The following is a 25,474-nucleotide window of genomic DNA, read 5'->3' as shown; positions in this document are numbered from 1 at the left end:
GATTCGCCCAAGGGGTAGCTCCAGGCGCCGGTCTTCAAACCGCCCATCCGAACTGGCGCCCGAACGGCCGATTGCCCGGTGTCCTCCGAGGCTTGTTTTTGGGCTTCTACCTGCACCGTACCATAGCGCGACCGCTACTACTACCTGGTGTCGTAGACGCGGCTAGTCCTCGTCGACGTAGTCGTCGCGGCGGCGCAGGAGCGGGATGGCCGTTGCCACCCCGGCGACCACGATGGCCCCCAGCATCACCATGGCGGTGTCGCGCGGGTCGAAGAAAATCGTGCTCGCGGCGCCGAAGGCCACGATGCCCACCCACAGATAGATCAGCAGGACCACCCGGCGGTGCGAATGACCGATCTGCAGCAACCGATGGTGCAGGTGCATCTTGTCGGGGCTGAACGCGCTGCGGCCGGCGCGGGTGCGGCGCACGATGGCCAGCAGCAGGTCCAGCATCGGCACGAACATGACCGCGACCACCAGGAGGAACGGCGACAGCAGAGCAAACACGTCGCGGGCGCCGTAGGCGTTCTGCGACACGGGTCCGGCCGCGGTGGTGGAGGCGGCGGCGAGCATCAGGCCGATCAGCATCGAGCCGGAATCGCCCATGAAGATCTTCGCCCGGTGGAAGTTGTGCGGCAGGAAGCCCAGGCATGCCCCGGCCAGCACGACGGAGATGACCGCGGGCGGGTAGAACAACACGTCGCCGCCGTGGTCGCGCAGCAGGCCCACAGAGAACACGCAGATGGCCAGCGCGGTGATGAGCCCGAGCCCCGCGGCCAGCCCGTCGAGGCCGTCGACGAAGTTCATTGCGTTGACGATCGACACGGTGAGCGCCAGGGTGAGCAGGATCGAGGAGGCCTGGTCGAGGACGATCGTGCCGACGCCGCCCAGGGGGATGTAGATGACGCTCCACGCCACGCCCATGGTGACCAGCACGCTGGCCGCGGTGATCTGACCGGCGAACTTCGTCAGCGCGTCCAGGCCCCAGCGGTCGTCGATCAGGCCGATGCCCATGATGACCGCGCCCGCCACGAGCACCGCGGGCATGCCCGTCGAGTAGACGAAACCGCGGGTGAGCGCCGGGAGCTGCGACGCCAGGAACACCGCCGAGAGGACGCCGACGAACATCGCCAGGCCGCCCATGCGCGGCGTGGGAGTCACGTGCACGTCACGCTCGCGGGGGTAGGCGACCGCGCCGAGCCGGGTGGCCAGCATGCGCACCGGGCCGGTCGCGAAGTACGTGATGATCGCCGCGGTCAGGCCGACGAGTGCGAGTTCGCGCAACGGGACGCCGGCGCTGCGGTCGGACAGCGCGAGCAGACCACCGGCGACGCTGGACACGTCGAGACCGTACTGCAACAACCTGAGACCTCGACAATCCCCCGGCGGGGCGGTGGTTTTCGGAACACCGTGATCAGGCGGTCAGGGTTGCCGGCTCCACGCCGAGCACTTCCGCGATGCGCTCGGTGCTGACGGGCCCCGGGCGCAGGATGCGCGGGGCCGGGCCGGTGAGGTCGACGATCGTGGACGCCGCCTGTTGCTGTGAGGGTCCCGCGTCGAGGTAGACGTCGACCAGGTCGCCGAGCTGGTCACGCGCCTCGCCGGCGTTCACCGCGGCAGGGCGGCCGGACACGTTGGCGCTGGACACCGCCATCGGGCCCACCTCGCGGAGCAGCTCGATCGCGACCGGGTGCAGCGGCATCCGCAGCATGACGGTGCCGCGCGCGTCGCCCAGATCCCACTGCAGCGACGGCGCCTGCGTCACGACCAGGCTCAGCGCGCCGGGCCAGAACGCGCGGATCAGATCGCGGGCGCCGTCGGGCACCGTGTAGACGAGGCCCTCGATGGTGTGCCACGAGCCGACGAGCACACCGACCGGCATGTCGCGGCCCCGGCCCTTCGCGGCCAGCAGGGCGGCGACCGCGGCGCTGTTGAAGGCGTCGGCGCCGATGCCGTACACGGTGTCGGTCGGCATCACCACCAGTCGGCCGCCCTTGAGCGCCGTTGCCGCAGAGGCGATTCCCAGCGCCCGCCGGTCGGGGTCTGCGCAGTCGAAGACTTCAGTCATGGGCCCCGCCCCGTCGGGCCGTGACGAAGCGCGGCCGGCCGGCCAGGTCGCGGCGACTGCGCACTTCGTCGAAAAGCCCTGCAGCACCGAACAATTCGGTCGTCTGCTCGGCTGCGGTGTCGTCATGCTCGACGGCGACCAGGCCGCCCGGCCGCAGCCACCGCGCGGCGAGTGCGACGATCGGGGCGATCACCGCCATCCCGTCCGGTCCACCGAAAACGGCGTGATGCGGATCGTGTACGGCGACTTCGGGCCCGACGTCGGCGCTGTCGGGGACGTACGGCGGATTGGCCACAAGAAGGTCCACACGCCCGTCGAACTCGGGAAGCAGCCCCGGCTCGGTCACGTCGGCGCGCAGGAGTTCCACCGACGTGCCCTCGGTGTTGCGGCGCGCGTACTCGAGGGCGGCCTCGGAGTCGTCGATGCCGACGACGCGGGCGGTCGGCCGGTGATGTGCCAGAGCGACGGCCAGCGCACCGGAGCCGGTGCACAGGTCGACGATCAACGGGTTGCCCGGAAGAGCCTGCGCCATGGCCCATTCCAGCATGGCCTCGGTCTCCGGGCGCGGGATGAACACGCCCGGTCCGACGTTGAGCAAAAACGGCCCGAAGGCCGCGGTCCCGAGGAGGTGCTGCAGCGGCACCCGCCGCTCGCGAGCGGCGACGATGTCGCGGTAGCGCCCGAAGAACTCGTCGTCGGGTGGGTCCAGGAGGGCGAGCCGGCCGCGTTCGGTGCCCGCCACGTGGGCGGCCAGTTGCTCGGCGTCATACCGGGCGGAGTCGATCCCCGCCTCGGCGAGTTGCGCCGCGGCACAGTCGATCGCGCGCCGGAGGGCGGTCATGTGTGTTGCAGCCGCGATTGTCTGTCGGCGGCGCTCAGGGCGTCGAACAGCGCGTCCAGGTCGCCGTCGAGCACCTGGTCGAGGTTGTGGGCCTTAAAACCGATGCGGTGGTCGGTGATCCGGTTCTCCGGGAAGTTGTAGGTGCGGATCCGCTCGCTGCGGTCGACGGTACGGATCTGACTGGCCCGGTCGGCCGACGCGTCGGCCTGCGCCTGCTCCTCGGCCAGCGCCTGCAGGCGGGCGGCCAGCACCTGCAACGCACGGGCTTTGTTCTGCAGCTGCGAGCGTTCGTTCTGGCAGGTGACGACGATGCCCGTCGGCAGATGGGTGATGCGCACCGCGGAGTCGGTGGTGTTGACGCCCTGCCCGCCCTTGCCGGACGAGCGGTAGACGTCGATGCGCAGGTCCGACTCGTCGATCTGCACCTCGCCGACTTCCTCCGGTTCGGGATAGACGAGCACACCCGCCGCCGAGGTGTGAACGCGGCCTTGCGATTCCGTGACGGGGACGCGTTGCACGCGGTGCACCCCGCCCTCGAACTTCATCCGGGACCACACCCCGTCGGCGGTGTCGCCCTTGCTGGCGATGGAAAGGGTGGCGTCCTTGTACCCGCCCAAGTCCGAGGTCGTCTCGTCCAGGACGGTCACGGTCCAGCCGTGGCGCTCGGCGTAGCGGATGTACATGCGGGCCAGGTCGGCCGCGAACAACGCCGACTCCTCACCGCCCTCACCGGATTTCACCTCGAGGACGATGTCGTCGGCGTCGTGCGGGTCGCGCGGCGCGAGCATGTCGGTGAGCTGGGTGTCCAACTCGGCCACGCGCGCCTCGAGTTCGGTGACCTCCTCGGCGAACGAGGCGTCGTCGGCGGCCAGCTCGCGGGCGGTCTCGAGGTCGCCGCGGGCCGACGACAACTTGCGGTAGGTGGCGACGATCGGGGCCAGGCGGGCGAACCGGCGACCGGCCTTGCGGGCCTCGCCGGGGTTGCTGTGCAACTCGGGGTCGGCCAGCCGCCGCTCGAGTTCGGCGTGTTCGGCCAGCAGCACGTCAATCGTCTGCACCGGCTGCGTCATGTCTCACCTCCTGCCCCACCTGGGCGCACACGCAAATCGACGCCCGGCCCGTGCGACTGGCGCACAGTTCGGGCGTCGGTAAGCCGGCTACTTGTCGGCGTCAGCGGCCTTGCGCTTGCCGTACCGCTTCTCGAAGCGGGCCACGCGGCCGCCGCTGTCGAGAATCTTCTGCTTGCCGGTGTAGAAGGGGTGGCACTGCGAGCAGACCTCTACGACGATGCGGCCGCCCTGCTTGGTGCTGCGGGTCTCGAAGGTGTTGCCGCAACCGCAGTGGACCGTGGTCGTCTCGTATGCGGGATGAATGTCAGATTTCATGAAAGTCCTCTTCGGGGGTTATCGGGCATCGATTATGCCAGGTCACGCGCTATCTCCCCAAAACAGCGGGAAGGGCCCGGGCATTCCCGCCGGCCGGGGTGCGCCGAAACGTGCAGCAGGGCGACGGCGCGCGGCGCGTCGTGTGCCTGGTGCACGTGTCGACGGCCGGGTGAACCGCTAGTCGTTGTCCATCGAGCCGGGTGTCGTCTTGGACACCTGGACCAGGAACTCGTAGTTGGTCTTCGTCTTGCGCAGCTGGCTCATCAGCAGGTCGATGGCCTGGTGCGAGTCGAGGCCCGAGAGCACCCGGCGCAGCTTGTGCACGATGCCGAACTCGTCGGGGCTGAGCAGGAGCTCGTCCTTGCGGGTGCCCGACGGGTTGACGTCGACGGCCGGGAACACGCGCCGCTCGGCGATCTTGCGGTCGAGCTTCAGCTCGGCGTTACCCGTGCCCTTGAACTCCTCGAAGATGACCGTGTCACCGGTCGAGCCCGTCTCCACCATCGCGGTGGCGATGATCGTCAGCGACCCGCCCTCCTCGATGTTGCGCGCGGCGCCCAGGAAGCGCTTGGGCGGGTACAGCGCGGTGGAGTCGACACCACCGGACAGGATCCGGCCCGAGGCGGGCGACGCGTTGTTGTAGGCGCGCCCGAGGCGGGTGATCGAGTCGAGCAGCACCACGACGTCCTTGCCCTGCTCGACGAGCCGCTTGGCGCGTTCGATGGCCAGCTCGGCGACCGACGTGTGGTCCGACGGCGGCCGGTCGAAGGTGGAGGCGATGACCTCGCCCTTGACCGAGCGCTGCATGTCGGTGACCTCCTCGGGCCGCTCGTCGACGAGCACGACCATGAGGTGGCATTCGGGGTTGTTCTTGGTGATCGCGTTGGCGATGTCCTGCAGGATCGTCGTCTTACCCGCCTTGGGCGGCGAGACGATCAGCGCGCGCTGCCCCTTGCCGATCGGCATGATCAGGTCGATGACCCGGGTGGTCAGCCGGTCGGGGGTGGTCTCAAGGCGCAGCCGCTGGTTCGGGTACAGCGGCGTCAGCTTGCCGAATTCCGGCCGCTTCCTGGCGTCTTCGACCGAACCGCCGTTGACGCTGTCCAGGCGCACCAGCGGGTTGAACTTCTGCCGCTGGTTGGGCTGCTCGCCGTCCTTGGGCACCCGGACCGCTCCGGTCACCGCGTCGCCGCGGCGCAGGCCGTTCTTGCGCACCATGTTCATCGACACGTAGACGTCGTGCGGGCCCGCCAGGTAGCCGGAGGTGCGCACGAACGCGTAATTGTCGAGCACGTCAAGGATTCCGGCGACCGGCTGGACGACGTCGTCCTCGCGCAGTTCGGCGTCGGTGCCGTCGGCCGAGCGCTCGCCGCGGCGGCGACGGTCGCGGAAGCGGCGTCCCCTGCGGCCCTGGCGGCCCTCCCCGTCGTCGTCCTGCTGGTTCTGGTTCTGGTTCTGACCGCCGCGCTGCTGGCCGCCGGAGCCCCCGGAGCCTCCGGAGCCATTGTCACCGCCGGCTTCTTGCCCGCGGTCGTCGGTCTTGGTGTCCTGCCGGCCGCCCTGGCGCTGGTTGGCATTTGCCTCGCGGCCACCATCGCGGCCGCCGGAACCGTCGGTGTCCTCCGCGGCGCGCGCGGCCGACCCGGGTTCCCGGGAGGCGCTGCGCCGTTCGCGGCGGGGGGCCTCGGCGGTCGTGCCGTTCTGCTCCCCCTGCGCCGCCGGCTGCTCGGCAGCCACGCCGTCGGATGCGCCCTCGTCGGGTTTGGCGGCGGAGTCCGAACGGGACTCGGCGCCGGCGTCCGGATTGGTCTCGGGATTGGTTGACGTGCCGTTCGCCTTGCCTCGGATCTCCTTGATCGCGGCGATCAACTCGTTCTTGCGCATGCCGGAGGTCCCCTTGACGCCGACCTGATTGGCCAGCGCGCGCAGCTCGGGCAGCACCATGGTGGAGAGTGAGCCAACCGGGGCGTCTGTCCTGACGTCGGGGGCGTCTGAAGTCACGGGCTTGGACAGCTGGTCGCTGTCGGCGCTTTCGCCAGCCGTGAAGAGGTCCGTATCAGTCACGGATTTCCTTTCTTCCCCCGCTGATCAGGTCATTCGGGGGGTCGTTGCATTCAGCAGAATCGCCGAGTGCGCCCAATCATCGACTCTGCAACGGTGATCGCCTGGATCGGCGGAGAGTGCGGCGAACCTCGTCCACGAGAAGAATTGGTGGTCGTCCTAGCCGCAATGCAGTACAGATGCAGATGCTGCGATTGCTGGACGGCTCCGAGGATAGCCCCCATCGCTGTCGGAAGCAAGCAAACGCTCCGGCCTCGCTGTGGGTTAACCGGGGACCTTGACGCCCGGACTCCAGCGTACTCCTTCGCCGGCGGACATCTCGGTGACGGCAAATCCGTTCGCGGCTCCGCACTCCACCGCCTCCGGCGGTAACCCCCGCTCCGTGGTGAGCGCAATGAGCGAAGGTCCGGCCCCGGAAAGCGTCACTGCCACGTTAAGACGCCGCAGTAGCCGCATATATTCCGCCGAGGCGGGCATCGCCGGGCCGCGCTGCCGCTGGTGCAGGACGTCCTCGGTGGCAGCCATCAGCAGGTCGGGCCGCTCGGTCAGCGCGACCACCAGCAACGCCGCCCGGCTGACGTTGAAGCGCGCGTCCTCGTGGCTGACCCGTGCGGGCAGCAGCACCCGCGTCTCGGCGGTAAGCGAGCGCTCCTCGGGGATGGCGCAGAACAGCCGGATGTCGGGGTGCAGCCGCAACGGCACGGCGCGGTAGTCGGGCCCGTCGCCGGTGCACTCGCTCCACGAGACCACCGCCCCACCCAGGACCGCGGCGGACGCATTGTCGGGATGCCCCTCGAACTCCGACGACAGCTGGATCAGCCGGGTTGTACTCAATGGCTCCGAATCCGATTGAGCGACAAGGCCGTTCACCGCGGCCAAGCCGCCGACCACGGCCGCGGCGGAGGAGCCCAGGCCGCGCGAATGCGGGATGGCGTTGCGGCAGCGCACCGTCAGGCCCGGGGCGCGAACCCCGACGGCCTGCAGCCCGCGCTCGATCGCGCGGACGACGAGGTGTTCGGGACCCAGCGGCACCTGACCGGCGCCCTCCCCTTCGACCTGCACCACCAGGCCCGATTCGGTTGTCTCGACCACGATTTCGTCGCAGAGACTCAAGGCCAGCCCGATGCTGTCGAAGCCGGGGCCCAGGTTGGCGCTCGACGCCGAGACCACGGCGCTGGCGCTCAGCCCGGCGGGCAGCGTCTCCACTACACGAGCCCCAGCTTCTCGACCACCAACCCGGGGTCGACGGGCACCGGCGAGACCGTCGGCATGTCCTTCAGCGCCGTGTCGGGGTCCTTCAGGCCGTTTCCGGTGACGGTGCACACCACCGTGGAACCCCGGGCCACCCAACCGTCCTCGACGGACTTGAGCAGGCCGGCGATGCTGGCGGCGGAGGCCGGCTCGACGAACACCCCTTCGGTCTGGGCCACCAGGTGGTACGCGGCCAGGATCTCGTCGTCGGTGGCGGACAGGAAGCGCCCGTTGGACTGCTGCTGGGCCTCGACGGCGGCCGTCCACGACGCCGGGGCGCCGATGCGGATCGCGGTGGCGATGGTTTCCGGGTGGCTGACCGGCTTGCCCAGCACCAGGGGCGCCGCGCCGGCCGCCTGGGTGCCGAGCATCCGGGGCAGCTTGTCGATGACGCCGTCCTGGTGGTACTCCCGGTAGCCCTTCCAGTACGCGGTGATGTTGCCGGCGTTGCCCACGGGCAGGGCGTGCACGTCGGGCGCGACGCCCAGTGCGTCGACGATCTCGAACGCCGCTGTCTTCTGGCCCTCGATGCGGACGGGGTTGACCGAGTTCACCAGGGAGATGGTGGGAAAGTCGGCGGCCATCTTGCGGGCCAGTTCCAGGCAGTCGTCGAAGTTGCCGTCGATCTGGATGATCTTGGCGCCGTGCATGACCGCCTGGGCGAGCTTGCCCATCGCGATCTTGCCCTGCGGGATCAGCACCGCGCAGGTCATGCCGGCGCGGGCGGCGTAGGCCGCGGCCGACGCCGAGGTGTTTCCGGTCGACGCGCACAGCACGGCCTGCTGCCCGCGCGCCAGGGCGTCGGTGACGGCCATCGTCATGCCCCGGTCCTTGAACGAGCCGGTGGGATTGAGGCCCTCGACCTTGAGATGCACCGTGCACCCGGTCCGTTCGGAGAGCCGGGTTGCGGGGATCAGCGGGGTGCCGCCCTCGAAAAGCGTGACCGGGGTCCAGTCGTCGCCCACCGGCAACCGGTCGCGGTAGGCGGCGATCAGGCCGGGCCAGGGCTGATGGGTGGCCGTACGGGGGGCGCTCACAGGTTGGTCCCTTCCAGGCGCAGCACGCTGGCGACGCTCTGCACGACGTCGAGATGCGCCAGGGCTTCGACGGTTTCGGAAAGCGCCGCGTCGGTGGCGGTGTGGGTGACCACGACGACGCGGGCGCCGACCCGTCGGCCGCCCTCGTCGACCACACCCTCCTGCCGCACCTCGGCGATGCTGACGTCGCGATTGGCGAATTCCGCTGCGACCGAGGACAACACACCGGGCTTGTCGGCGACGTTCATGCTGACGTAGTAGCGCGTGGAGACCATTCCCATCGGGGCGATGGGAAGTTGCGCGTAGCGCGATTCGCGCGGTCCCCGGCCGCCCAGCACCCGGTTGCGCGCCGCCATCACCAGGTCGCCGGTCACGGCCGACGCCGTGGGCGTACCGCCGGCCCCCTGGCCGTAGAACATCAGCCGCCCGGCGGCCGCGGCCTCGACCACGACGGCGTTGAACGCCCCGTTCACGGTGGCCAGCGGGTGCGAGAGCGGCACCAGCGCCGGGTAAACGCGGGCCGAAACCCGTTCCTGCCCATCGTCTCCCTTGACGCGCTCGCAGATCGACAGCAGCTTGATCGTGCAGCCCAGGGCGCGGGCCGACTCGAAGTCGGCCGGGGTGATCTTCGTGATGCCCTCGCGGTAGACGTCGTCGGCCGTCACCCGGGTGTGGAAGGCGATGGAGGCCAGGATCGCCGCCTTGGCCGCGGCGTCGTAGCCCTCGACGTCGGCGGTCGGGTCGGCCTCGGCGTAGCCCAGCGCGCTGGCGTCGGCCAGCGCGCTGTCGTAGTCGGCGCCGGTGCTGTCCATCGCGGACAGGATGTAGTTCGTGGTGCCGTTGACGATGCCGGCCACCCGCAGCACCGTGTCACCGGCCAGCGATTGGGTGAGCGGGCGGATGACCGGGATGGCACCGGCCACCGCGGCCTCGAAATACAGGTCGACGTGGGCGCTTTCGGCGGCCTGGGCCAACTCGCCGGTGGACTGCGCGAGCAACGCCTTGTTCGCGGTGACGACGGACTTGCCGTGCTCGAGCGCGGTCAGGATCGCCTTGCGCGCGGGCTCGATCGGCCCCATCAGTTCGATGACGATGTCGACGTCCTCGCGGGAGACGAGTTCCTCGATGTTGTCGGTGAGCAGCTCGATCGGGACACCGCGGTCGTCGGCGACGCGGCGCACCCCGACGCCCCGCAGCACCAGCGGCGCGCCGCCGTGGGCCGCGAGGTCGTCGGCGCTGTCCTCGATGATGCGGACGACCTCGCTGCCGACGTTGCCCAACCCGAGTACCGCTACGCCGACGGCGTTTTCGTCACCGGCCACCGTTCACCTCACTTCCAGACTGAGCAGATCGTCGACCGTCTCCCGGCGCAGGATCAGGCGGGCGCGTCCGTCGCGCACCGCCACGACGGCCGGCCGGCCGATCATGTTGTACCGGCTCGAGAGCGAATAGCAGTAGGCGCCCGTGGCGGCCACGCCGAGGAGGTCGCCGGGCCGCATGTCGCCGGGCACCCAGGTGTCGCGCACCACGATGTCGCCGGTCTCGCAATGCTTTCCGACGATGCGGGCCAGCGTCGCCGGCGCGTCGCTGGTCCGGGAGACCAGGCGGGCGTCGTACTGCGCGTCGTACAGGGCGGTGCGGATGTTGTCGCTCATGCCGCCGTCGACGCTCACGTAGCGCCGGTGCGCCGTGGCGCTGACGTCGACGTCCTTGACGGTGCCCACTTCGTAGAGCGTGATGGTGCCGGGACCGGCGATGGCGCGGCCGGGCTCGACCACCAGCCGGGGCGTCGGCAGGCCGACGGCCGACGACTCCTTGCCCACGATGGCGCCCAGCTTGGCCGCCAGTTCGCTCAGCGGCGGGGGGTCGTCGGCGGCAAGATAGGAGATGCCCAGGCCCCCACCGAGATCCACGGTCGAGATCTGCGCGGTCTTGTCGACGCCGAACTCCTCGACGATGGCCTGCAGCAGGCCGATGACGCGGTGCGCGGCCAGTTCGAACCCGTCGACGTCGAAGATCTGCGACCCGATGTGGCTGTGCAGCCCGACGAGTCGCAGGTGATCGGTAGCGAACACCCGCCGCACCGCCGCCATCGCGGCGCCGCTGGCGATCGACAGCCCGAATTTCTGGTCCTCGTGCGCGGTGGAGATGAACTCGTGGGTGTGCGCCTCGACGCCGACGGTGAGACGCACGAAGACGTCCTGGACCACCCCCGCCTCGGCGGCGATCGCGTCCAGGCGCTCGATCTCGATCATGGAGTCGACCACGACGTGGCCGACCCCGGCCTTGACCGCGTCGGTCAACTCCGCGACGGACTTGTTGTTGCCGTGGAAAGTGATTCGCTCCGGCGGGAAGTCGGCGTGCAGCGCCACGGCCAGTTCCCCGCCGGTGGACACGTCGACCGACAGGCCCTCCTGGTTGACCCAGCGCGCGATCTCGGTGCACCAGAACGCCTTCGCCGCGTAGTACACGTTGTGCCCGCCACCGAAGACCGACGCCATCTCCCGGCACCGCGCGCGGAAGTCGTCCTCGTCGACGACGAACAGCGGGGTCCCGTACTCGTGGGCGAGGTCGGTCACGGAGACGCCGGCGACCGACGCCACCCCGGCCTCGTCGCGTGCGATGTTGCGCGGCCACACATTCGGGGCCAACCGCAACAGGTCCTCGGGCGATTGCGGTCGCGGCGGGCTCTCGACGTGGCGCGTCTCCTCGGCGTGCCGGGGGCCGGCGGCGTGGACGTTCACATTCGCTCCGGTGCGCCGACCCCGAGGATGGTCAGGCCGTTCGCGATCACTTGACGGGTGGCCTGGCACAGCGCCAGGCGGGCGGCGTGCAGGTCGGTGGGTTCCTCGTCGCCCTGGGGCAGCACCCGGCAGGAATCGTAGAACCGGTGGTAGTCGCCTGCGAGGTCCTCGAGGTAGCGGCACACGCGGTGCGGTTCGCGCAGTGACGCAGCGGTTTTCAGCACCCGCGGGAACTCGCCGAGGGTGCGCAGCAGCGTGCCCTCTTTGTCGTGGGTGAGCAACTCGAGATGCTCGGTGCTCGCGCTCAGGCCGAGCTCGTCGGCGTTGCGGGCCAGCGCCGAGAGCCGGGCGTGCGCGTATTGCACGTAGTAGACCGGGTTTTCGTTGGACGCCGACGACCACAGCGCCAGGTCGATGTCGATTGGGGTGTCCACCGACGAACGGATCAGGCTGTAGCGGGCGGCGTCGACCCCGATCGCGTCGACCAGGTCGTCGAGCGTCAGCACCGTGCCCGCCCGCTTGCTCATCCGGACGGGCTGCCCGTCACGGACCAGGTTCACGAGTTGACCGATGAGCACCTCGACGGTGGCCGGGTCCTCGCCGAACGCCGCCGCGACCGCCTTGAGCCGGGCGATGTAGCCGTGGTGGTCGGCGCCGAGCATGTAGATGCACAGGTCGAAGCCGCGCTGCCTCTTGTCGAGGTAGTAGGCGATGTCGCCGGCGATGTAGGCCGGCTTGCCGTCGCTCTTGATGACGACGCGGTCCTTGTCGTCGCCGAAGGCGCTGGTGCGCAACCAGGTTGCGCCGTCCTTCTCGTAGACGTTGCCGGTCTCGCGGAGCCGTGCGATGGCCTGGTCGACGCGGCCGCTGGTGTGCATGGAGTCTTCGTGGGTGTAGATGTCGAAGTCCGTGCCGAACTCGTGCAGCGATTCCTTGATGTGGTCGAACATCAGGTCCACGCCGATGCGGCGGAACGTCTCGTGCATGTCCGCGTCGGGCAGGCCGAGCGCGTCGGGGGCCTGCTGCAGGATCTGCGCGGCGATGTCGTTGATATAGGCGCCCGCGTAGCCGTCCTGCGGCGTCGGCTCGCCCTTGGCGGCGGCGATCAGCGAGGCGGCGAACCGGTCGATCTGGGCGCCGTGGTCGTTGAAGTAGTACTCGCGCGCCACGGCGGCGCCCTGTGTCGACAGCAGGCGTCCCAGCGCGTCGCCGACGGCGGCCCAGCGGGTGCCCCCGATGTGGATCGGCCCGGTCGGGTTGGCCGAGACGAACTCGAGGTTGACCTTCAGCCCGTCGAGCGCGTCGGACTGGCCGAACTCGTCACCGGCGTCGATGACGTTGCTCACGACCACGGCCTGCGCGGAGGCCTCGAGGCGCATGTTGATGAAGCCGGGGCCGGCCACCTCGGCCGAGGCGATGCCGTCTTGTTGGGCCAGCTTGTCGGCCAGCCACCCGGCCAGCTCGCGCGGGTTCGCGCCGACCTTCTTGCCCAGCTGCAGCGCCAGGTTGCTGGCGTAGTCGCCGTGCTCGGGGTTGCGCGGCCGCTCCACCGTCACCGTCGCCGGCAAAGCGGCAGCGTCCAGCCCGCGCTCGGCGAGCACCGCGGCAGCGGTGGCTTTGAGCAGCTCAGCCAGGTCGGCGGGGGTCACGAACGTCCATCCTATGGGCTGGGCTGGATTCGCCCGAATTGATTGCGGTGGCTAGGCGGCCACTGTGATGCGTTAGTCTGTGCGTGCTTGTTGCAAGCCCCATGGCGCGACGTCTTCATCGGTCCGCCCCCGTAGCTCAGGGGATAGAGCGTCTGCCTCCGGAGCAGAAGGCCGCAGGTTCGAATCCTGCCGGGGGCACAGGTCGTTTTTGCAGGTCAATGGCCGATTTGAAGGGTCATCAGGGCGGCCAGGTGATCTATGGGTTATCCGTTGCGGGCCGCCCCCCTGGTCACTCACCTTGACCGGGACGCGATGTCGGAACGTGGCGCTTGCCGCTCCGCACAAGACGACGGGCTGTCATGGTGAGAACTAGCTAGCAAAGCCCCCAGGCGACAGGGACCCGGCGACGACCGCCGGCGCGCCAGGACCCGCACCCCCTGGGGCGCCAGGGCCTCCGCCGAGACGACTGGTCGCAAAGGCCGCGCCCTGGTCAATGATTGGGCCGTTGGTCGAATACGATTTGTGTACGTCGAAACTCCCCCCGTCGGAACAGATCGGGTCCTCGGGAGCGCATACCTGAATGGACTTGGCTTGATAAAGCGGCCCGACGATGACCGGCGGGGCGCCGAAAAGATTCATCATCTTGTCGCTCGGCAACGCGTAGAGCACAACCGAGGAGACGTGGTTGGCCACTTCGGGGTCCATCGGTTTGGGAACGGTCGCCGGATCGATCCCAGCCGGTACGGCAGCCGAGGTGACGAAGCCCATGACGGCCGCGCCCGCGGAATAACCGCCGAGCACCATTTTGGTGTTGGGACAGTCGTGCGCCATTGAAACGACATGCGCGTCCGCGTCTCTGATTCCGTCCATGGCTGCGTTCTTGAAGTCGTAGGTAGCGGGGTAGTCGACCGGATATATGTCGAGCGATTTGGCGCCAACGCGGGGGCGCAGGGAGTCGATGAATGCCTGTCCGGTCGGGCCGACACCCGCAGGGTCGTCGGTGCCGCGGGCGAACACCACCTGAACGTCCGGACACGGAGCGGCCGCGGCCGGGATCGCCGTCGCGAGGACGGAAATGCTGACACCCGAGGTCGCGACTATCGCAGGAGCAAGGAAACGAGGGATGGGGCGCGCAAACATGGCGCAGTGTGCCCACATATGCGACTCCCTAAACCGCGAATTTCCGGGCAGGCTCAAGGGCCGAAAATGCGAAGGAAGAACAACACGGCCGATTTGTTCTGGAACCGGTCAAATAGGTGCTTTTCCGGTGAAGTGTGCACGGACCGATCGTTCCACTCAGGCGCCGCAGGAGCGGCCATGTTCTTGCAGGCGTACACCTCAGCTTGTGGCGGAAAACCCGATGCAACCGGCCCTTTCAGTCACATCTGCGACGCGATGGAAGGAAATGGCGGTGTCTCCGCCGCGGCCTGGCCGATGAAGTTGATGATCGGGGTTATGTCGTAGGTGTAGTGGCTCGCATTGGGTCCGGCGGCGAGGAACATACCGCCGTTGATGACCGCCTCGGCGATACCCATGAGTTGTTCGAACAGGTCGGGCCCGAAGATCCGGAAGATGTCCAGCGCGATCGCGAGGACGTTCGGCCACCATTGCTGCACGATGTTGTAGATCTGCGTCTCGTACACGCCGGCGGGCGGCTCGTTTACCCACGGCGGACCGGACGTCGAAATGTTCAATCCAGCCGGGCTGCCCGACGGCGGCCCGACCGGAGCGTCGGTGTACAGGTCGTTGCCGTCGCCGATCGTGTTGACCCATTCGCCCCAGAAATGCGTGACCGGGTTTGCCAGGTGCGGCACGACGTGCTGCGGCTGAAGGCAATCCGGCCCCGCGATCCCCCCGGTGACAACGCCGTCGAGGTCGGCGGGCAACGGCCAGCCCGCATATTGGTTGCCGCTCGCCCAGCCGGGCAGCCGGCACGGGTTTCCCCACACACCCACGGCCACCAGGTCGCCGGCTCGCCCGGCACAGCGCCCGGTGGCGCTGAGCAGTTCGTCCCGAACGAAGTGGCTGACGACGATGGCGCCCTGCGAATAGCCGAGCAAGATGAACGATGTGCCTCGGGGATTCCCCGGCGGATACACGTCGTTGATCAGGCGCACGATCTCGTTGACGCCGTCCTGCACCGATTGACCCATCTGCGGGTTGGTGACGCTGGCCGGGTAGTTCCCCAGCGGCTGCCAGTAGCACAGCGATTGATTGAGCGCGACGGCCACCGCCGCGGGTTGGGGCGGCGTGGTGTCCCACATCGAGACGTTGCTGCCCGAGGCCGTGATCACGATGTGCTGCGCCATAATTTCCCCCCGCGAATCTGACCCGGCGCCGGTCGAAAAGTCCTCGTCGTCAGCGCCCTTGACGTTTCGGGCAGCTACCCCATGGTGCAACTATAGGCCGTGCGCAGTCGTCCAGGTTCGATCGCGCCACGGCGCTGGCGCGCCAACCAGCCGAACGGAGGCCGTCATGCCGAGTTTGAGGCGCGAGGAAGTCGAATTGGCTTTGCGCGGAACAACTTTCGGTGTCGACACGCGGATGCATCCGATCACGGACCCAAACTTGCCACCTCGCGATACCAAGCCGTCGCCTGTCGCTCGCACCGGCCGACGTCCACAGGTGCGCGGAGTTGGCCTCAAATGGTGCATTTCAGTCCGACGTGGGCGGCGTGATACCCGAGCCGGCAATAGAACGCCCGAGCCCTTTCCCGAGCCCCGTCAGTGGTCACCTGCGCCAGCCGTGCCCCGTGTGCTCGGCCGTAGTTGTGTGCCCACTCGACGAGCGCAGTACCAAGACCCTGTGCGCGTTCGGCTTGGGCGACCCGTAATCCCTCGATCTGCAGCCGGGTGGCGCCGGCGCGGGAAAGGCCGGGGATGATCGTCAATTGCACAGTCGCGACGACCATATCGCTACTGTTCAGGACGACTCCGAGAAAGTTGGATCGGTTGCGAACGACGATGTCGTAGGCCGCCTCGTAGCGTTCGAGTTCGGCGCCTTCCCGCTCCTGACCGAACTCGTCGTCGGAGAGCAGCTGGGCGATCACGCCCACGTGTTCGCGCGTCGCGCGCTGCACACGAAATGTGCGGCCCGCTACCCGCAGCAGTCCTCGAACCGAGGACTGCGCCAGTGCCTGTAGGCGCGCCACCAACAGGTCCAGCCACGCCCCCACGTTGATGCGTGCTTCCGCGGTATCTGGGTAGCGGCATCGCAGATGGAGCCCGGACTCGTCCTGGATGAACCAGAGCATGACGTCGTCGGTGTGGACGCTCGCGCTCACATACTGGGCGTCGAGTCCGACCGAGTCGATGCGCACCGGAAGTCTGCTTTGGTCCAGCCAGGAAATCGCGAACATGCCGGGCGCGACGGGCATTCCACCCCACGGAGCCAGCACGTCGGCCAGTGGCCAGGAACCAAGCTGCACGGCTTCTTTGACGGCGGCGGCCGCGGCGTGCGGCTCGGCGACCGCCGACTCCAGGACCGAATTAGTGATGAACCAGCCCACCGAGTCGTGCCATTTGTCTTCAAATCGGCTGTGCACGGGGAAGACCGCGCGCAGCGGCGCCCCGGCCAACTCGTGGGTCACCGCAGTCATGGCGACCACAGCGAGTGCCAGCGTCGAGACACCGTCGTCGCGTGCCTGCGCGGCGAACGCGGCGCCGTCATCGACATCGAACACGTCGCGCACTTCAACGCGTTCCGGATGCGGCCCGCACTCACCCAACGGCAGCGGAAACCGTGGCATCACCCCACCGCTGTCGCTGATGATTTGTGCCCATCGTTCGCGCACGTAGTCCGGTGCCGCGGAACGGTCCAATAGTGCTTGCGTGTGCACGACAAATGCCGGCGGAGGCTGCAGCGACAAGGTGCGTCCGATCCGCGCGTCGGCGAGCATCGACAACAGGTCCCGGGCGATCACCAGCATCGACCACATGTCCACGTGGGCGTGGTCGGCAGCGATCACCACCGTCAATCCGGCGGCGGTCTCCAACACACACAACCGATGTGAGGGCCGCTGATAGGGCGAGCAGGTCGCATTGAGAACTACTCGCAGTGCGTCGTTGACAGCCTGACCCGGAGCGATCTCATGCTCTACCCACTCCCCCGGGTGAATATCGATCTCATGCAGCCGCGGATCGCCGTCAGCCCCGGGCGTGAATGCCGTTCGTAGGGTGCCGTGGCGGGCGATCACGGCCAGCCACGCATCGGCCAGCGATTGGCGGCTGACCCCCGTCGGCAACCGAATGGACAGAGCCATCCAGGAGCCGGGTCGTGCGCCCGCACCAACGTGTATGCGCTGGTCAAAGGACACCGGCAGCTGCCGGCCGAGGTCAGACACCGACACGTCATAGCCCCAGAGTCGTCCGAAGGGTAGCCGCAGGTGCGCCACGTTGGTCAGCCGCATGGCGGTACCCTAACGCCCCAGATAGCCTGAATGCTCGGTCAGCGCGGGGCGAGCCGTCGGGTCGTGAAAAGAGTTGCGTGATGTCCACTTTCGTGGTTCCCGGAGCAGAGCTTGCGGTTGAACTGAGCGACGAAGGTGGTCATCCGGTAGTTCAACTGCACGGGCTTACCTCCAGCCGCGCGCGTGACCGGGTGCTCAATCTCGACCTCGGCAGGGGCCTCAGCGGGACCCGACTGCTGCGGTACGACGCACGCGGCCATGGCAAGTCCACGGGGCGCAAGGTCCCGGAGGATTACCGGTGGGAATGCCTTGCCGAGGATCTTCTGCAACTGCTCGACAAATGGTTTCCCGGCGAACAGGTGCACGGAGTCGGCCCGTCCATGGGTGCCGGGACGCTGCTGCATGCCGCCGCCCGCGAGCCGGACCGCTTCGCCGGCCTCACGCTGATGGTGCCGGCCACCGCCTGGGAAACCCGGCCCGCGCAGGCGACGATCTACCGGGTTGCGGCCGAGTTGATCGAGGCCGAGGGCGTCGGGGCATTCATCGCGGCGGCGCGTAAGGCGACTCCGCCACCAGCCACGGTCGGCGCGCCCGAAACGGTTCCCGATGTGGCCGACGCGCTGCTGCCGTCACTGTTTCGAGGCGCGGCTCTCAGCGACCTGCCCGCTCGCGAAGCGGTCGCACGAATCGATGTGCCGACGACGATTTTGGCCTGGGTCGGCGACCCGGCGCATCCGATGTCGACAGCGGAATCGCTTGCCGCACTGATGCCGCGGTCAACGCTCACCGTGGCGCACACCCCGGCCGATGTCGAGACCTGGCCGCAGCTCCTGAGCCAAGACGTCGCCCGCCGGGGCTGACTGGGGCGACCGACTTCGAAAACTCAATCAGCGGTTCGATTCTCGTGATCTGGCAAACTCCCCAGCAGGTTCGAACCTGCCGCGCGCACAGGTTTCGCAGTTCAGGGACACTTCCAGAATGGAAGTCTTAGCAATCCCGGCGCCGTCGACCGTCGCGGGCCAATGACCACGCCCCCGGAGCCGGTGCTCCTCGGACCACTCCTACCGGCCGACGTCGACAGGTGCGCCGAGTTGGACGCACTGCTGTTCGCGGGTGATACGCCATGGTCGGCGGCGGTCTTCGCACGTGAGCTAGCCGGCAAGGACAACCATTTCGTGGGTGCTCGCCGCGCCGGCACGCTGATCGGCTACGCCGGGATCGCGCGTCTGGGTTCCACGGGTTTTACGGGCGTGGCCTTCTACGAGGTGCGCAATATCGGCGTGGACCCGGCGTACCAGGGGCACGGCGTCGGCCGCCGGCTGTTGAACGAGCTGCTGACGTTCGCGGCGGGCGGCACCGTGTATCTGGAGGTGCGGTGCGACAACGAGGCGGCCATCGCGCTGTACCGCAGCGTGGGGTTCGACCAGGTCGGCCTGCGTCCGGGGTACTACAACGGCACCGACGCGGTCACGATGCGGAGGCTCAGTTACGCCGGTAACGACGAACAGGCACATGACCCCTGATCTTGACCTCCACGTCGGCTCCCGCCCCGCCGACCTCCTTCACGATGAACGTGTAGAGATCGCCCAACGGGCTGCCGAGCAGCGGTTCCCCCAACTCCTCGACGAACCACTGCACCCCCGGCTGGTTGCATGGGGGCTTCGATGCCCTGTTCTCGTCATAGTGCCACTTCACGTCCGGGTTGTCGGCGGGGAACTCGATGTTGTCATCCCGCCGTATCTCCGCTGCCGGAATGGTGTCAAAAGCCTGGCCCGTGCTCACGGTTATGAGGTTAGTGGTGGGGCCTGGCGCGACACCGGTCATCTCCCGCGAGAACGAACGCCTCGATGTCGCGTCCGCCGCCCGGACTCAACTCACTCCAGCCGGGACCGCCTCTGCCGGCTGGCAACCCGGGACTCGGCGCCCCGGGTCGACCATCCGTCCAAGCGTGCGTCCGGGCGGGCCGCTGCCCTTCAGGTCAGCACCCGCGACGTCGGGATGCGTCAGGATGCCGACTTGATGGTGATCTTGTTCGTCTGCGTGTATCCCGGTGGGTGGCCGCACTCCGCACCGGTGTAGGTGATGACGTTTGTGCCTTCCAGGCTGTCGGGATCCCACGTCATGTGGTAGCTGGTGCCCATCTGGTGATAGCTACCGTCGGCACAGATTATGTCGCCCGTACCGTCGAGCACCCATTGACCATTAACTAGGTACGCCGGGTTACCTCCAGCGCCGGCTTTGACCCAGACGCATCCGCCGTTGGGCTGCTGCGCGCAGGGGTTGACCGACCAGCTGGTGGTCACGGCGTGGCCGTCCGGCGATGTCGAGGTCTCGTTGTAGCTACCGCTCATCGTTGTATTGTCCGCCCACGCTGGGCCGGCCGCACCGAACGCTAGACCGGCGCACACAGCGGTTACGGCGAACCCTCGCGCGATACCTGACTCGAGATTCATCATCATCCACCTTTGCTCGCGGCGACCTGGACTGTCAGCTGGAAGAACCCGTCGGCATCCGTGAAGTGTCGGCGACCCGACAATCCACCGGAAACCCCATGTTCACGCCGCCCCATCCAGACCGCCGAATAGCCGTCATCAATGTTTTTGGTCTATCACACGTCCCGGGTTGTCGCGACTTGACGGGTTTGCTGGTGGCAAAGTCAGCCGCGCTAAGCAGGTCGCGGGTCAACCCACAACAATTCACGACTAGCCGTGTTGCGACCGCGTCAAGAATTTATTGAGAACACGTAAAGGGTCCCTGGTGATCCTTCTTCTCAAGCGCACACAGCGCCCCACCCGGAATCACCGAAGGAGTTCACAATGTTCGCTCGCCGCATCACCTCCGCCCTGGCCGGTACCACCCTGGCCGCCTCCGCTTTCGGCGTCGCCGTGTTCCTCGCCGGCACCGCCGGCGCCAGCTCGGTCGACGAGTCATTCCTGGCCCAGTTGAACGCGGACGGGATCACCCCGCCGAGCGCGTCGGCCGCCGTCAGCGAGGCCCACGCCGTCTGCAAGGCGCTCGACGCGGGCTACTCGAGCAAGGACGTGATCAACGCGGTCGCCCAGACGACGGGCCTGAGCGCCAAGGGCGCCAAGACGTTCTCCATCGACGCCGCCTCGGCCTACTGCCCGCAGTACGTCACGTCGGCCTGATCACGGCCTGATCCCGGCCGGAGTGCCGCCACCACCGTGCGGGGACCCCAGCGGGTCCCCGCTCTGGTGTGTCAGCGGCTCCGCAGCAGGAACAGCCCGTAGGCCGCGATCGACTGGGCATCCGAGATCACCCCGGCGCGGATCATCCGCTCGAACTCGTCGAGCGGGAACCACGCGCTGCGCATGTCCTGTTCCTCGTGCTCCCGCTCGGCCTCCCCCTCGACGATGCCGGTGGCCAGGAACACCCAGCCGCGCTGGCTGGTCAGGCCGGCCGCGGTGTCGATCTGGCCGAGCGCTTCGAACGACGTGGCGCTGAGCCCGGTTTCCTCGCGCAACTCGCGCGCGGCCAGCGCCGACGGCTCGGTCTCCGCGAGGTCGGGAGCGGTGCCCTGCGGGAACTCCCACCGGCGCGCGCCCAGCGGATACCGGTACTGCTCGACCAATCGGAACCGGCCGCCATCAAAGGGTTCGTAGGGCACCACGAGGGCGTACGTGGGCCTTTCCACGACGCTGTAGATGCCCGGACTGCCGTCCGGGCGGCGGATCCTGTCCTCGCGGAGCACCAGCCACGGATTCCGGTAGATCTCCCGGGACGAGACGCATTCGATGAAAGGCACGCCGCCAGTATTGCCGCGACTTCGCCTGCGCACCAACGCGTTGCATCCGCGGTGAAACCGCCGACGGCCGGCGGGACGTTTCGGCGGCCTGACGCGGTACGGTGCCCGATAGTCTTAGCAACGCGCGAATCGCCAACGTCACAGAGGTGGGACATGCCGGACGACTCGAAGCGTGCGTGACGATGCGCCGCCACATCATCGTCAGCGGCGAGGACGCGCTGGCGACGACCATCATCGATGAGCTGAACAACGCCGGCGTCAGCGTCGTCAAACTCGAGAACCCGGCCGAACTCGCCGACGCCGGCATCGATCGGGCGGTCGCCGTCGTGTGTGCCGGGGACGACGATGCCGTCAACCTCGAAATCGCTTTGCTGGCAAGGAAATTGAATCCCCGGGTGCGGGTGGTCGCGCGGCTGGCCAATGACGTGCTGCGAGGGGCTGTCGCGGCCGACAACGGTCCTGGGGCCATCCTCGACGTGGCCGACCTCGCGGCGCCGTCCGTGGTCGAGGCCTGCCTGGCGCACACGGCGCACCCGTTCGAGGCCGCCGGTATCAAGTTCGTCGTGTCGGGCGCCGAGGTGTCGCGCGACGGGACGCTGCGGGAGATCTACGGCGACCTCGCTCCGGTGGCCGTGATCCAGGGCAAGAACTCGGCCGCGCCGGGCTCGGTGGAACCGTGCCCCGGGCGCGACCTGCACGTGCGCGCGGGTGACTGGACGGCGATGATCGGCAGCGTCGACGAGCTGGCCGCCCGCGGCATCAAGGTGCCCCGCCCGACGCCGACACGCTCGCGCCGGGCGCCGCTGCGTCAGGCGCTGGACGCCGCACGGTCCCTGCGCGACGACGTCAACCCGATGTTCGCCCGCGCGCTGCTGGCCGCGGCCTTACTGCTGATCGGGTCGACCGTCGTGCTGCGCTTCGGCTACCACCGCCCGGGCATGCAGTGGATCGACGCGCTGTACTTCAGCGCCGAGACGATCGCGACCGTGGGCTACGGCGACTTCAGCTTCAGCACGCAGCCCGTCTGGCTGCGCCTGTTCAGCGTGATGCTGATGTTCGCCGGCGTCATCACCACCGCGGTGCTCGTCGCGTTCATCGCCGACCTGCTGATCTCGCGCCGCTTCGCCCGCTCCGCCGGACGCCGGCGGGCGCGGCACCTGCGCAACCACGTCATCGTGGTGGGGCTGGGCTCCTTCGGCAGCCGCGTGGTGTGCGACCTGGCCGCCGCCGGGTATGACGTCGCGGTCGTCGAGCGGGACGAGAACAACCGCTACCTGTCGTCGGCGGAGGAACTCGACGTGCCGGTGGTGTTCGGGGACGCGACGTTGCGCCAGACGCTGGAGTCGGCCGGCGTCAAGCACGCGCGGGCGGTCGCGCTGCTCACCCAGGACGACATGGTGAACATCGAGACCGGGATCGTGCTGCGCGAGATGCTGGGCCCGCGGGTGCTGCCCGAGGTGATCCGGCCCGGGGTTCCGTTGGTGCTGCGCGTGTACGACCGCGCGTTGGGCAGCGCCGTCGCCGAGCGATTCGGGTTCGACAACGTGCGGTCGACCGTCGAACTGGCCGCCCCGTGGTTCATCGGCGCCGCGATGGGCCTGCAGGTGCTGGGCACCTTCTGGGTCGGCCAGCGCTCGTTCATGGTCGGCGGGATGCACGTGGCCGGGGGCAGCGAGCTCGACGGCCTGCAGATGTTCGAGCTGTCCACGCAAACCCGGGTCATCGCGATCACCCGCGACGATGCGCCGGTCAAGCTCCACCCCCGGCGCGACGCACGGCTCTGCGCCGGCGACACCGTCTACGTCGTCGGCCCCTACCGCGAGCTGCTGGCGACCCTGCGCAAGGGTCAGCCGCCGCAGCAACCCGACATCGCCGGACGCTCGCCGAAGGCCGAGGCGAGCTGACGGGCGTCAGGGCTGCGAGCCGGAGGCGGATTGCCTGAGCCTCGCCAGCTCCTGGCGGCTCGCGACGGTCAGCGGGTGCTCGTCACCCAGCAGGCGCGCCTCCTCACCGACGAGGAATTCCCAGGCGGCGGCGTCGGCCGCACCGGGCTGCCACAGGACCAGCATGTGCCGCGCCGTCAGCGTGTGGGGGTGGTCGGGCCCCAGCGTCTCGCGGCATTCGCCGGCGAGCGACTCGAGCTCCGCCAGGGCCGCCGAGCCGTCACCCGCGCGACCCCGCCATATCGCGATCATGAGCCGCGTGCCGAGAGTGTCGGCGTGGTCGCCGCCGAGCACGCGCTGCCGCGCCGCGAGGACGCGTTCGGCCTCGGCGATAGCGCCCACGAGATCGCCGATCTCCCAACGCTTTTCGGCCACCCGTTCCCTGGCCGCCAGCGTGCTCGCGTGATCCGGGCCCAGGACGCGCTGCTCGTCGGCGAACAGCCGCAACCATTCGGCCAGCGACCGCAGCGGGTGCTCCCCGGCCCGGCCCGCCAGGAGGTGCCGCGCGGCCAGCGTGTTGGCGTGGTTGCGTCCGAGCACCTCGACGAGGTCGGGCATGAGCCGCTCGAACGTGGCGTAGGCGGCCTCGCCGTCGCCCGCCTGGAGCCGCAGTGTCGCCAGCGCCACCTCCAGCTCCAGGACGTCGCGATGCCGCTCGCCCCACTCCGCACGGCACCGGTCGAGCAGCTCGCTCGCGTGGCTGACGGCGCCGGCGTAGTCACCGTCGCCCGCACACTCCGCGGCCAGCCGAACCGTCGCGGCCAGCTCCGGCTCGCTCATGCGGCCAATGACACCGCACCCCGACGGGCGCGGCAATTCACTCCAGCCGCCCGGCGACGTCGGCCGCGCGGTGCAGCTGGTCGAGGTCCGAGCTCGTCGGGATGAGCTGAACCTCGTCGGCGCCGATCTCGGCGAACCTGCGCAACGTCGCCAGCAGGTCGTCCTCCGTGCCGGCCCAACCGGTCATCGGCGCCATCGCGTCGACGTACTCGGCCGGGATCCAATTCATGTAGTGACGCAGGTGCCGGTGCACCTGGGCGCGGGCGTCCTCCGGTGAGCCGAAGGCGAACCAGAACGACGTCACCAGGTGTGGCTTGGGTTTCCCGGCGTCCGCCCACGCCTTGCGGGCGACGTCGAACAGCTCGTTCTGCTTGTCGACGTCGAGGTCGAGGGTGGTGCCGGCCAGGCCGGCGGCCCAGTCCGCGGCGCGGCGGATGGTCTTCGGGCCGATGCTGCCGATGAGCAGCGGCGGGCCGCCCCCCCCCCCCGGGGCCGGTCCGACGGGCAGCACCGACTCGGTGACCTTCTCCCCGGACCAGACCCGCTTCATCACCGCCACCCGGTCGGCCAGGCCCCGGATGGTCTGCGTCGCGGGGTCGGCGCTGACGGCGTGGTAGTCCTCGTGCCTACCGCCGACGCCGATGCCCACGCTCAGGCGCCCGCCGCACAGCACGTCGCCGGTGGCCAGCGCCTTGGCGAGCATCACCGGGTCGTGCAGCTGCGGCACGATGACGGTGGTCAGCAGCCGTACCCGACGGGTCCAGGCGGCCAGCGCCCCGAGCAGTGTCAGGTTGTCGGGGTTGTCGAACGCGATGCGCTCGCCCCAGCACAGCGACGAGAAGGGTCCCTCGTCGATCGCCCGCGCCCAACTCTCGAGGACATCCGCGTCCAAGTCCGGCTCCATCACCGGCATCGTCATCGCTACCCGCACGACGGCGATTCTGGCAGCATGGCCGGATGGGTGTGACCAGTACCTCCATCGCGCACGTCCGCCTGACGGTCACCGACATCGAGCGGTCGCGGCAGTTCTACGAAAGCGTCTTCGGGTGGCCGGTGCTGCTGGAGGTTCCGGACAACGCCGACGAGGCGACCCGCAACCAGCTCGGCTTCCTGTTCGGAGGTGTCATCTACGACCTCGGCGGCACGCTGCTCGGGCTGCGGCCGGTGGCCACCGACCGCTTCGACGAGGACCGGGTGGGCCTGGACCACATCGCGTTCCGGGTCGGCAGCAAGGCCGAATTGGATTCGGCCGCAGCGCATCTGGAGGAGATCGGCGTCGCGCACGAGCCGGTCAAGGACATCGGCCCGTCCTACATCCTGGAGTTCCGCGACCCGGACAACATCGCTCTGGAGCTCACGGCGCCGAAATAGGCGCGGCGAGCGTGCGCAGAATGACCGCTTGGACGGCGTGTCGGCGTGCAAACACTCAGTGTCAGGGTGGCGTTGCCGCGTTTGCGGTGGTTGGGTCCAGATCACCCGGTGTCTGGCTCTTACAAACACTGCCGCCTTGAGGAGGTTGGCGTTCGTGCGTTGTGTCGGCA

The 25,474-nt window shown here is 68.8% G+C and carries 24 protein-coding genes and 1 tRNA gene; 6 read left to right on the top strand and 19 right to left on the bottom strand.

The genetic code is table 11. The features are described 5' to 3' along the window. Window positions 1-162: 162 nt before the first annotated feature. From GPY60_RS01450 to argS, 11 genes are all read right to left on the bottom strand, one after another. Window positions 163-1,359, bottom strand: coding sequence for a glycosyltransferase family 4 protein (locus tag GPY60_RS01450; protein ID WP_156686021.1), 1,197 nt, complete (start codon window positions 1,357-1,359; stop codon window positions 163-165). 55 nt (window positions 1,360-1,414) lie between these two features. Then, a complete protein-coding gene (locus GPY60_RS01445; protein WP_156685793.1) occupies window positions 1,415-2,068 on the bottom strand; it encodes an L-threonylcarbamoyladenylate synthase in 654 nt (217 codons plus the stop codon). Then, on the bottom strand, window positions 2,061-2,909 hold the full coding sequence (gene prmC / locus GPY60_RS01440) for a peptide chain release factor N(5)-glutamine methyltransferase (protein WP_156685792.1): 849 nt from the start codon (window positions 2,907-2,909) through the stop codon (window positions 2,061-2,063). The genes GPY60_RS01445 and prmC overlap by 8 nt, the downstream gene beginning before the upstream one ends. Continuing rightward, entirely contained in the window at window positions 2,906-3,979 is a 1,074-nt protein-coding gene (gene prfA, locus GPY60_RS01435) for a peptide chain release factor 1 (protein WP_156685791.1), read from the bottom strand. Before prfA ends, prmC begins: the two co-directional genes overlap by 4 nt. A gap of 87 nt (window positions 3,980-4,066) precedes the next feature. After that, a complete protein-coding gene (rpmE, locus tag GPY60_RS01430) occupies window positions 4,067-4,294 on the bottom strand; it encodes a 50S ribosomal protein L31 (protein WP_156685790.1) in 228 nt (75 codons plus the stop codon). 177 nt (window positions 4,295-4,471) lie between these two features. Then, entirely contained in the window at window positions 4,472-6,358 is a 1,887-nt protein-coding gene (gene rho / locus GPY60_RS01425) for a transcription termination factor Rho (RefSeq protein WP_156685789.1), read from the bottom strand. A gap of 261 nt (window positions 6,359-6,619) precedes the next feature. Continuing rightward, a complete protein-coding gene (thrB, locus tag GPY60_RS01420; protein WP_156685788.1) occupies window positions 6,620-7,561 on the bottom strand; it encodes a homoserine kinase in 942 nt (313 codons plus the stop codon). After that, a complete protein-coding gene (gene thrC / locus GPY60_RS01415) occupies window positions 7,561-8,643 on the bottom strand; it encodes a threonine synthase (protein WP_156685787.1) in 1,083 nt (360 codons plus the stop codon). Before thrC ends, thrB begins: the two co-directional genes overlap by 1 nt. After that, window positions 8,640-9,965 carry a homoserine dehydrogenase gene (locus tag GPY60_RS01410; protein WP_156685786.1) on the bottom strand — a complete coding sequence of 442 codons (1,326 nt, stop codon included), beginning with the start codon at window positions 9,963-9,965 and terminating at the stop codon, window positions 8,640-8,642. Before GPY60_RS01410 ends, thrC begins: the two co-directional genes overlap by 4 nt. Window positions 9,966-9,968: 3 nt before the next feature. Continuing rightward, a complete protein-coding gene (gene lysA, locus GPY60_RS01405) occupies window positions 9,969-11,303 on the bottom strand; it encodes a diaminopimelate decarboxylase (protein WP_231639239.1) in 1,335 nt (444 codons plus the stop codon). 80 nt (window positions 11,304-11,383) lie between these two features. Continuing rightward, entirely contained in the window at window positions 11,384-13,036 is a 1,653-nt protein-coding gene (argS, locus tag GPY60_RS01400) for an arginine--tRNA ligase (RefSeq protein ID WP_156685784.1), read from the bottom strand. A gap of 125 nt (window positions 13,037-13,161) precedes the next feature. Here argS and GPY60_RS01395 point away from each other — a divergent pair. Continuing rightward, window positions 13,162-13,234 (top strand) — tRNA-Arg (locus tag GPY60_RS01395). A 171-nt stretch (window positions 13,235-13,405) separates the two neighbouring features. On the opposite strand, the gene GPY60_RS01390 is transcribed toward GPY60_RS01395, so the two are convergent. The 3 genes from GPY60_RS01390 to GPY60_RS01380 all read right to left on the bottom strand — a co-directional run bounded on the left by GPY60_RS01390 (window position 13,406) and on the right by GPY60_RS01380 (window position 17,444). After that, a complete protein-coding gene (locus tag GPY60_RS01390; protein ID WP_156686020.1) occupies window positions 13,406-14,176 on the bottom strand; it encodes a cutinase family protein in 771 nt (256 codons plus the stop codon). Window positions 14,177-14,415: 239 nt separating this feature from the next. Next, window positions 14,416-15,345, bottom strand: coding sequence for a cutinase family protein (locus tag GPY60_RS01385; RefSeq protein WP_156685783.1), 930 nt, complete (start codon window positions 15,343-15,345; stop codon window positions 14,416-14,418). A gap of 332 nt (window positions 15,346-15,677) precedes the next feature. Further along, window positions 15,678-17,444 (bottom strand): GNAT family N-acetyltransferase, encoded by a 1,767-nt coding sequence (locus GPY60_RS01380; protein ID WP_156685782.1) that lies wholly within the window; start codon window positions 17,442-17,444, stop codon window positions 15,678-15,680. 80 nt (window positions 17,445-17,524) lie between these two features. Between GPY60_RS01380 and GPY60_RS01375 the strand changes: the two genes are divergently transcribed. Next, window positions 17,525-18,304 carry an alpha/beta fold hydrolase gene (locus GPY60_RS01375; protein WP_156685781.1) on the top strand — a complete coding sequence of 260 codons (780 nt, stop codon included), beginning with the start codon at window positions 17,525-17,527 and terminating at the stop codon, window positions 18,302-18,304. Between the two features lie 162 nt (window positions 18,305-18,466). Further along, window positions 18,467-18,967, top strand: coding sequence for a ribosomal protein S18-alanine N-acetyltransferase (gene rimI / locus GPY60_RS01370; protein ID WP_156685780.1), 501 nt, complete (start codon window positions 18,467-18,469; stop codon window positions 18,965-18,967). Here rimI and GPY60_RS01365 read toward each other — a convergent pair. After that, a complete protein-coding gene (locus GPY60_RS01365) occupies window positions 18,927-19,226 on the bottom strand; it encodes a hypothetical protein (RefSeq protein ID WP_156685779.1) in 300 nt (99 codons plus the stop codon). The genes rimI and GPY60_RS01365 overlap by 41 nt on opposite strands. A gap of 221 nt (window positions 19,227-19,447) precedes the next feature. Then, window positions 19,448-19,795 carry a hypothetical protein gene (locus GPY60_RS01360; RefSeq protein ID WP_156685778.1) on the bottom strand — a complete coding sequence of 116 codons (348 nt, stop codon included), beginning with the start codon at window positions 19,793-19,795 and terminating at the stop codon, window positions 19,448-19,450. A 465-nt stretch (window positions 19,796-20,260) separates the two neighbouring features. Here GPY60_RS01360 and GPY60_RS01355 point away from each other — a divergent pair, with 465 nt between their 5' ends. After that, window positions 20,261-20,593 (top strand): DUF732 domain-containing protein, encoded by a 333-nt coding sequence (locus GPY60_RS01355; RefSeq protein ID WP_156685777.1) that lies wholly within the window; start codon window positions 20,261-20,263, stop codon window positions 20,591-20,593. Between the two features lie 71 nt (window positions 20,594-20,664). Here the strand turns inward: GPY60_RS01355 and GPY60_RS01350 are convergent, their stop codons facing one another. Beyond that, on the bottom strand, window positions 20,665-21,210 hold the full coding sequence (locus GPY60_RS01350) for an NUDIX domain-containing protein (RefSeq protein WP_156685776.1): 546 nt from the start codon (window positions 21,208-21,210) through the stop codon (window positions 20,665-20,667). Between the two features lie 182 nt (window positions 21,211-21,392). On the opposite strand from GPY60_RS01350, the gene GPY60_RS01345 reads away from it, so the two are divergent. Then, window positions 21,393-23,114 (top strand): NAD-binding protein, encoded by a 1,722-nt coding sequence (locus GPY60_RS01345; protein WP_156686019.1) that lies wholly within the window; start codon window positions 21,393-21,395, stop codon window positions 23,112-23,114. A gap of 6 nt (window positions 23,115-23,120) precedes the next feature. Here GPY60_RS01345 and GPY60_RS01340 read toward each other — a convergent pair whose 3' ends face one another. Then, a complete protein-coding gene (locus GPY60_RS01340; RefSeq protein ID WP_156685775.1) occupies window positions 23,121-23,933 on the bottom strand; it encodes a tetratricopeptide repeat protein in 813 nt (270 codons plus the stop codon). A 37-nt stretch (window positions 23,934-23,970) separates the two neighbouring features. Then, entirely contained in the window at window positions 23,971-24,852 is an 882-nt protein-coding gene (locus GPY60_RS01335) for an LLM class flavin-dependent oxidoreductase (protein ID WP_156686018.1), read from the bottom strand. Window positions 24,853-24,890: 38 nt separating this feature from the next. On the opposite strand from GPY60_RS01335, the gene GPY60_RS01330 reads away from it, so the two are divergent. Then, a complete protein-coding gene (locus GPY60_RS01330) occupies window positions 24,891-25,304 on the top strand; it encodes a VOC family protein (RefSeq protein WP_156685774.1) in 414 nt (137 codons plus the stop codon). Window positions 25,305-25,474: the final 170 nt, after the last annotated feature.

Source organism: Mycobacterium sp. Marseille-P9652 (assembly GCF_902652685.1).
Classification (GTDB): Bacteria; Actinomycetota; Actinomycetes; order Mycobacteriales; family Mycobacteriaceae; genus Mycobacterium.
Note: the sequence above shows the minus strand (reverse complement) of the source record. Positions and strands in the feature narration are given on the sequence as shown.

Coding starts and splice junctions, on each gene's coding strand:
- GPY60_RS01445 (WP_156685793.1), bottom strand. CDS start 2,068: ATGACTGAAGTCTTCGACTGCGCAGACCCCGACCGGCGGGCGCTGGGA.
- prmC (WP_156685792.1), bottom strand. CDS start 2,909: ATGACCGCCCTCCGGCGCGCGATCGACTGTGCCGCGGCGCAACTCGCC.
- prfA (WP_156685791.1), bottom strand. CDS start 3,979: ATGACGCAGCCGGTGCAGACGATTGACGTGCTGCTGGCCGAACACGCC.
- rpmE (WP_156685790.1), bottom strand. CDS start 4,294: ATGAAATCTGACATTCATCCCGCATACGAGACGACCACGGTCCACTGC.
- GPY60_RS01390 (WP_156686020.1), bottom strand. CDS start 14,176: ATGTTTGCGCGCCCCATCCCTCGTTTCCTTGCTCCTGCGATAGTCGCG.
- GPY60_RS01385 (WP_156685783.1), bottom strand. CDS start 15,345: ATGGCGCAGCACATCGTGATCACGGCCTCGGGCAGCAACGTCTCGATG.
- GPY60_RS01380 (WP_156685782.1), bottom strand. CDS start 17,444: ATGCGGCTGACCAACGTGGCGCACCTGCGGCTACCCTTCGGACGACTC.
- GPY60_RS01375 (WP_156685781.1), top strand. CDS start 17,525: ATGTCCACTTTCGTGGTTCCCGGAGCAGAGCTTGCGGTTGAACTGAGC.
- rimI (WP_156685780.1), top strand. CDS start 18,467: ATGACCACGCCCCCGGAGCCGGTGCTCCTCGGACCACTCCTACCGGCC.
- GPY60_RS01360 (WP_156685778.1), bottom strand. CDS start 19,795: ATGAGCGGTAGCTACAACGAGACCTCGACATCGCCGGACGGCCACGCC.
- GPY60_RS01355 (WP_156685777.1), top strand. CDS start 20,261: ATGTTCGCTCGCCGCATCACCTCCGCCCTGGCCGGTACCACCCTGGCC.
- GPY60_RS01345 (WP_156686019.1), top strand. CDS start 21,393: ATGCGCCGCCACATCATCGTCAGCGGCGAGGACGCGCTGGCGACGACC.
- GPY60_RS01340 (WP_156685775.1), bottom strand. CDS start 23,933: ATGAGCGAGCCGGAGCTGGCCGCGACGGTTCGGCTGGCCGCGGAGTGT.
- GPY60_RS01335 (WP_156686018.1), bottom strand. CDS start 24,852: ATGACGATGCCGGTGATGGAGCCGGACTTGGACGCGGATGTCCTCGAG.
- GPY60_RS01330 (WP_156685774.1), top strand. CDS start 24,891: ATGGGTGTGACCAGTACCTCCATCGCGCACGTCCGCCTGACGGTCACC.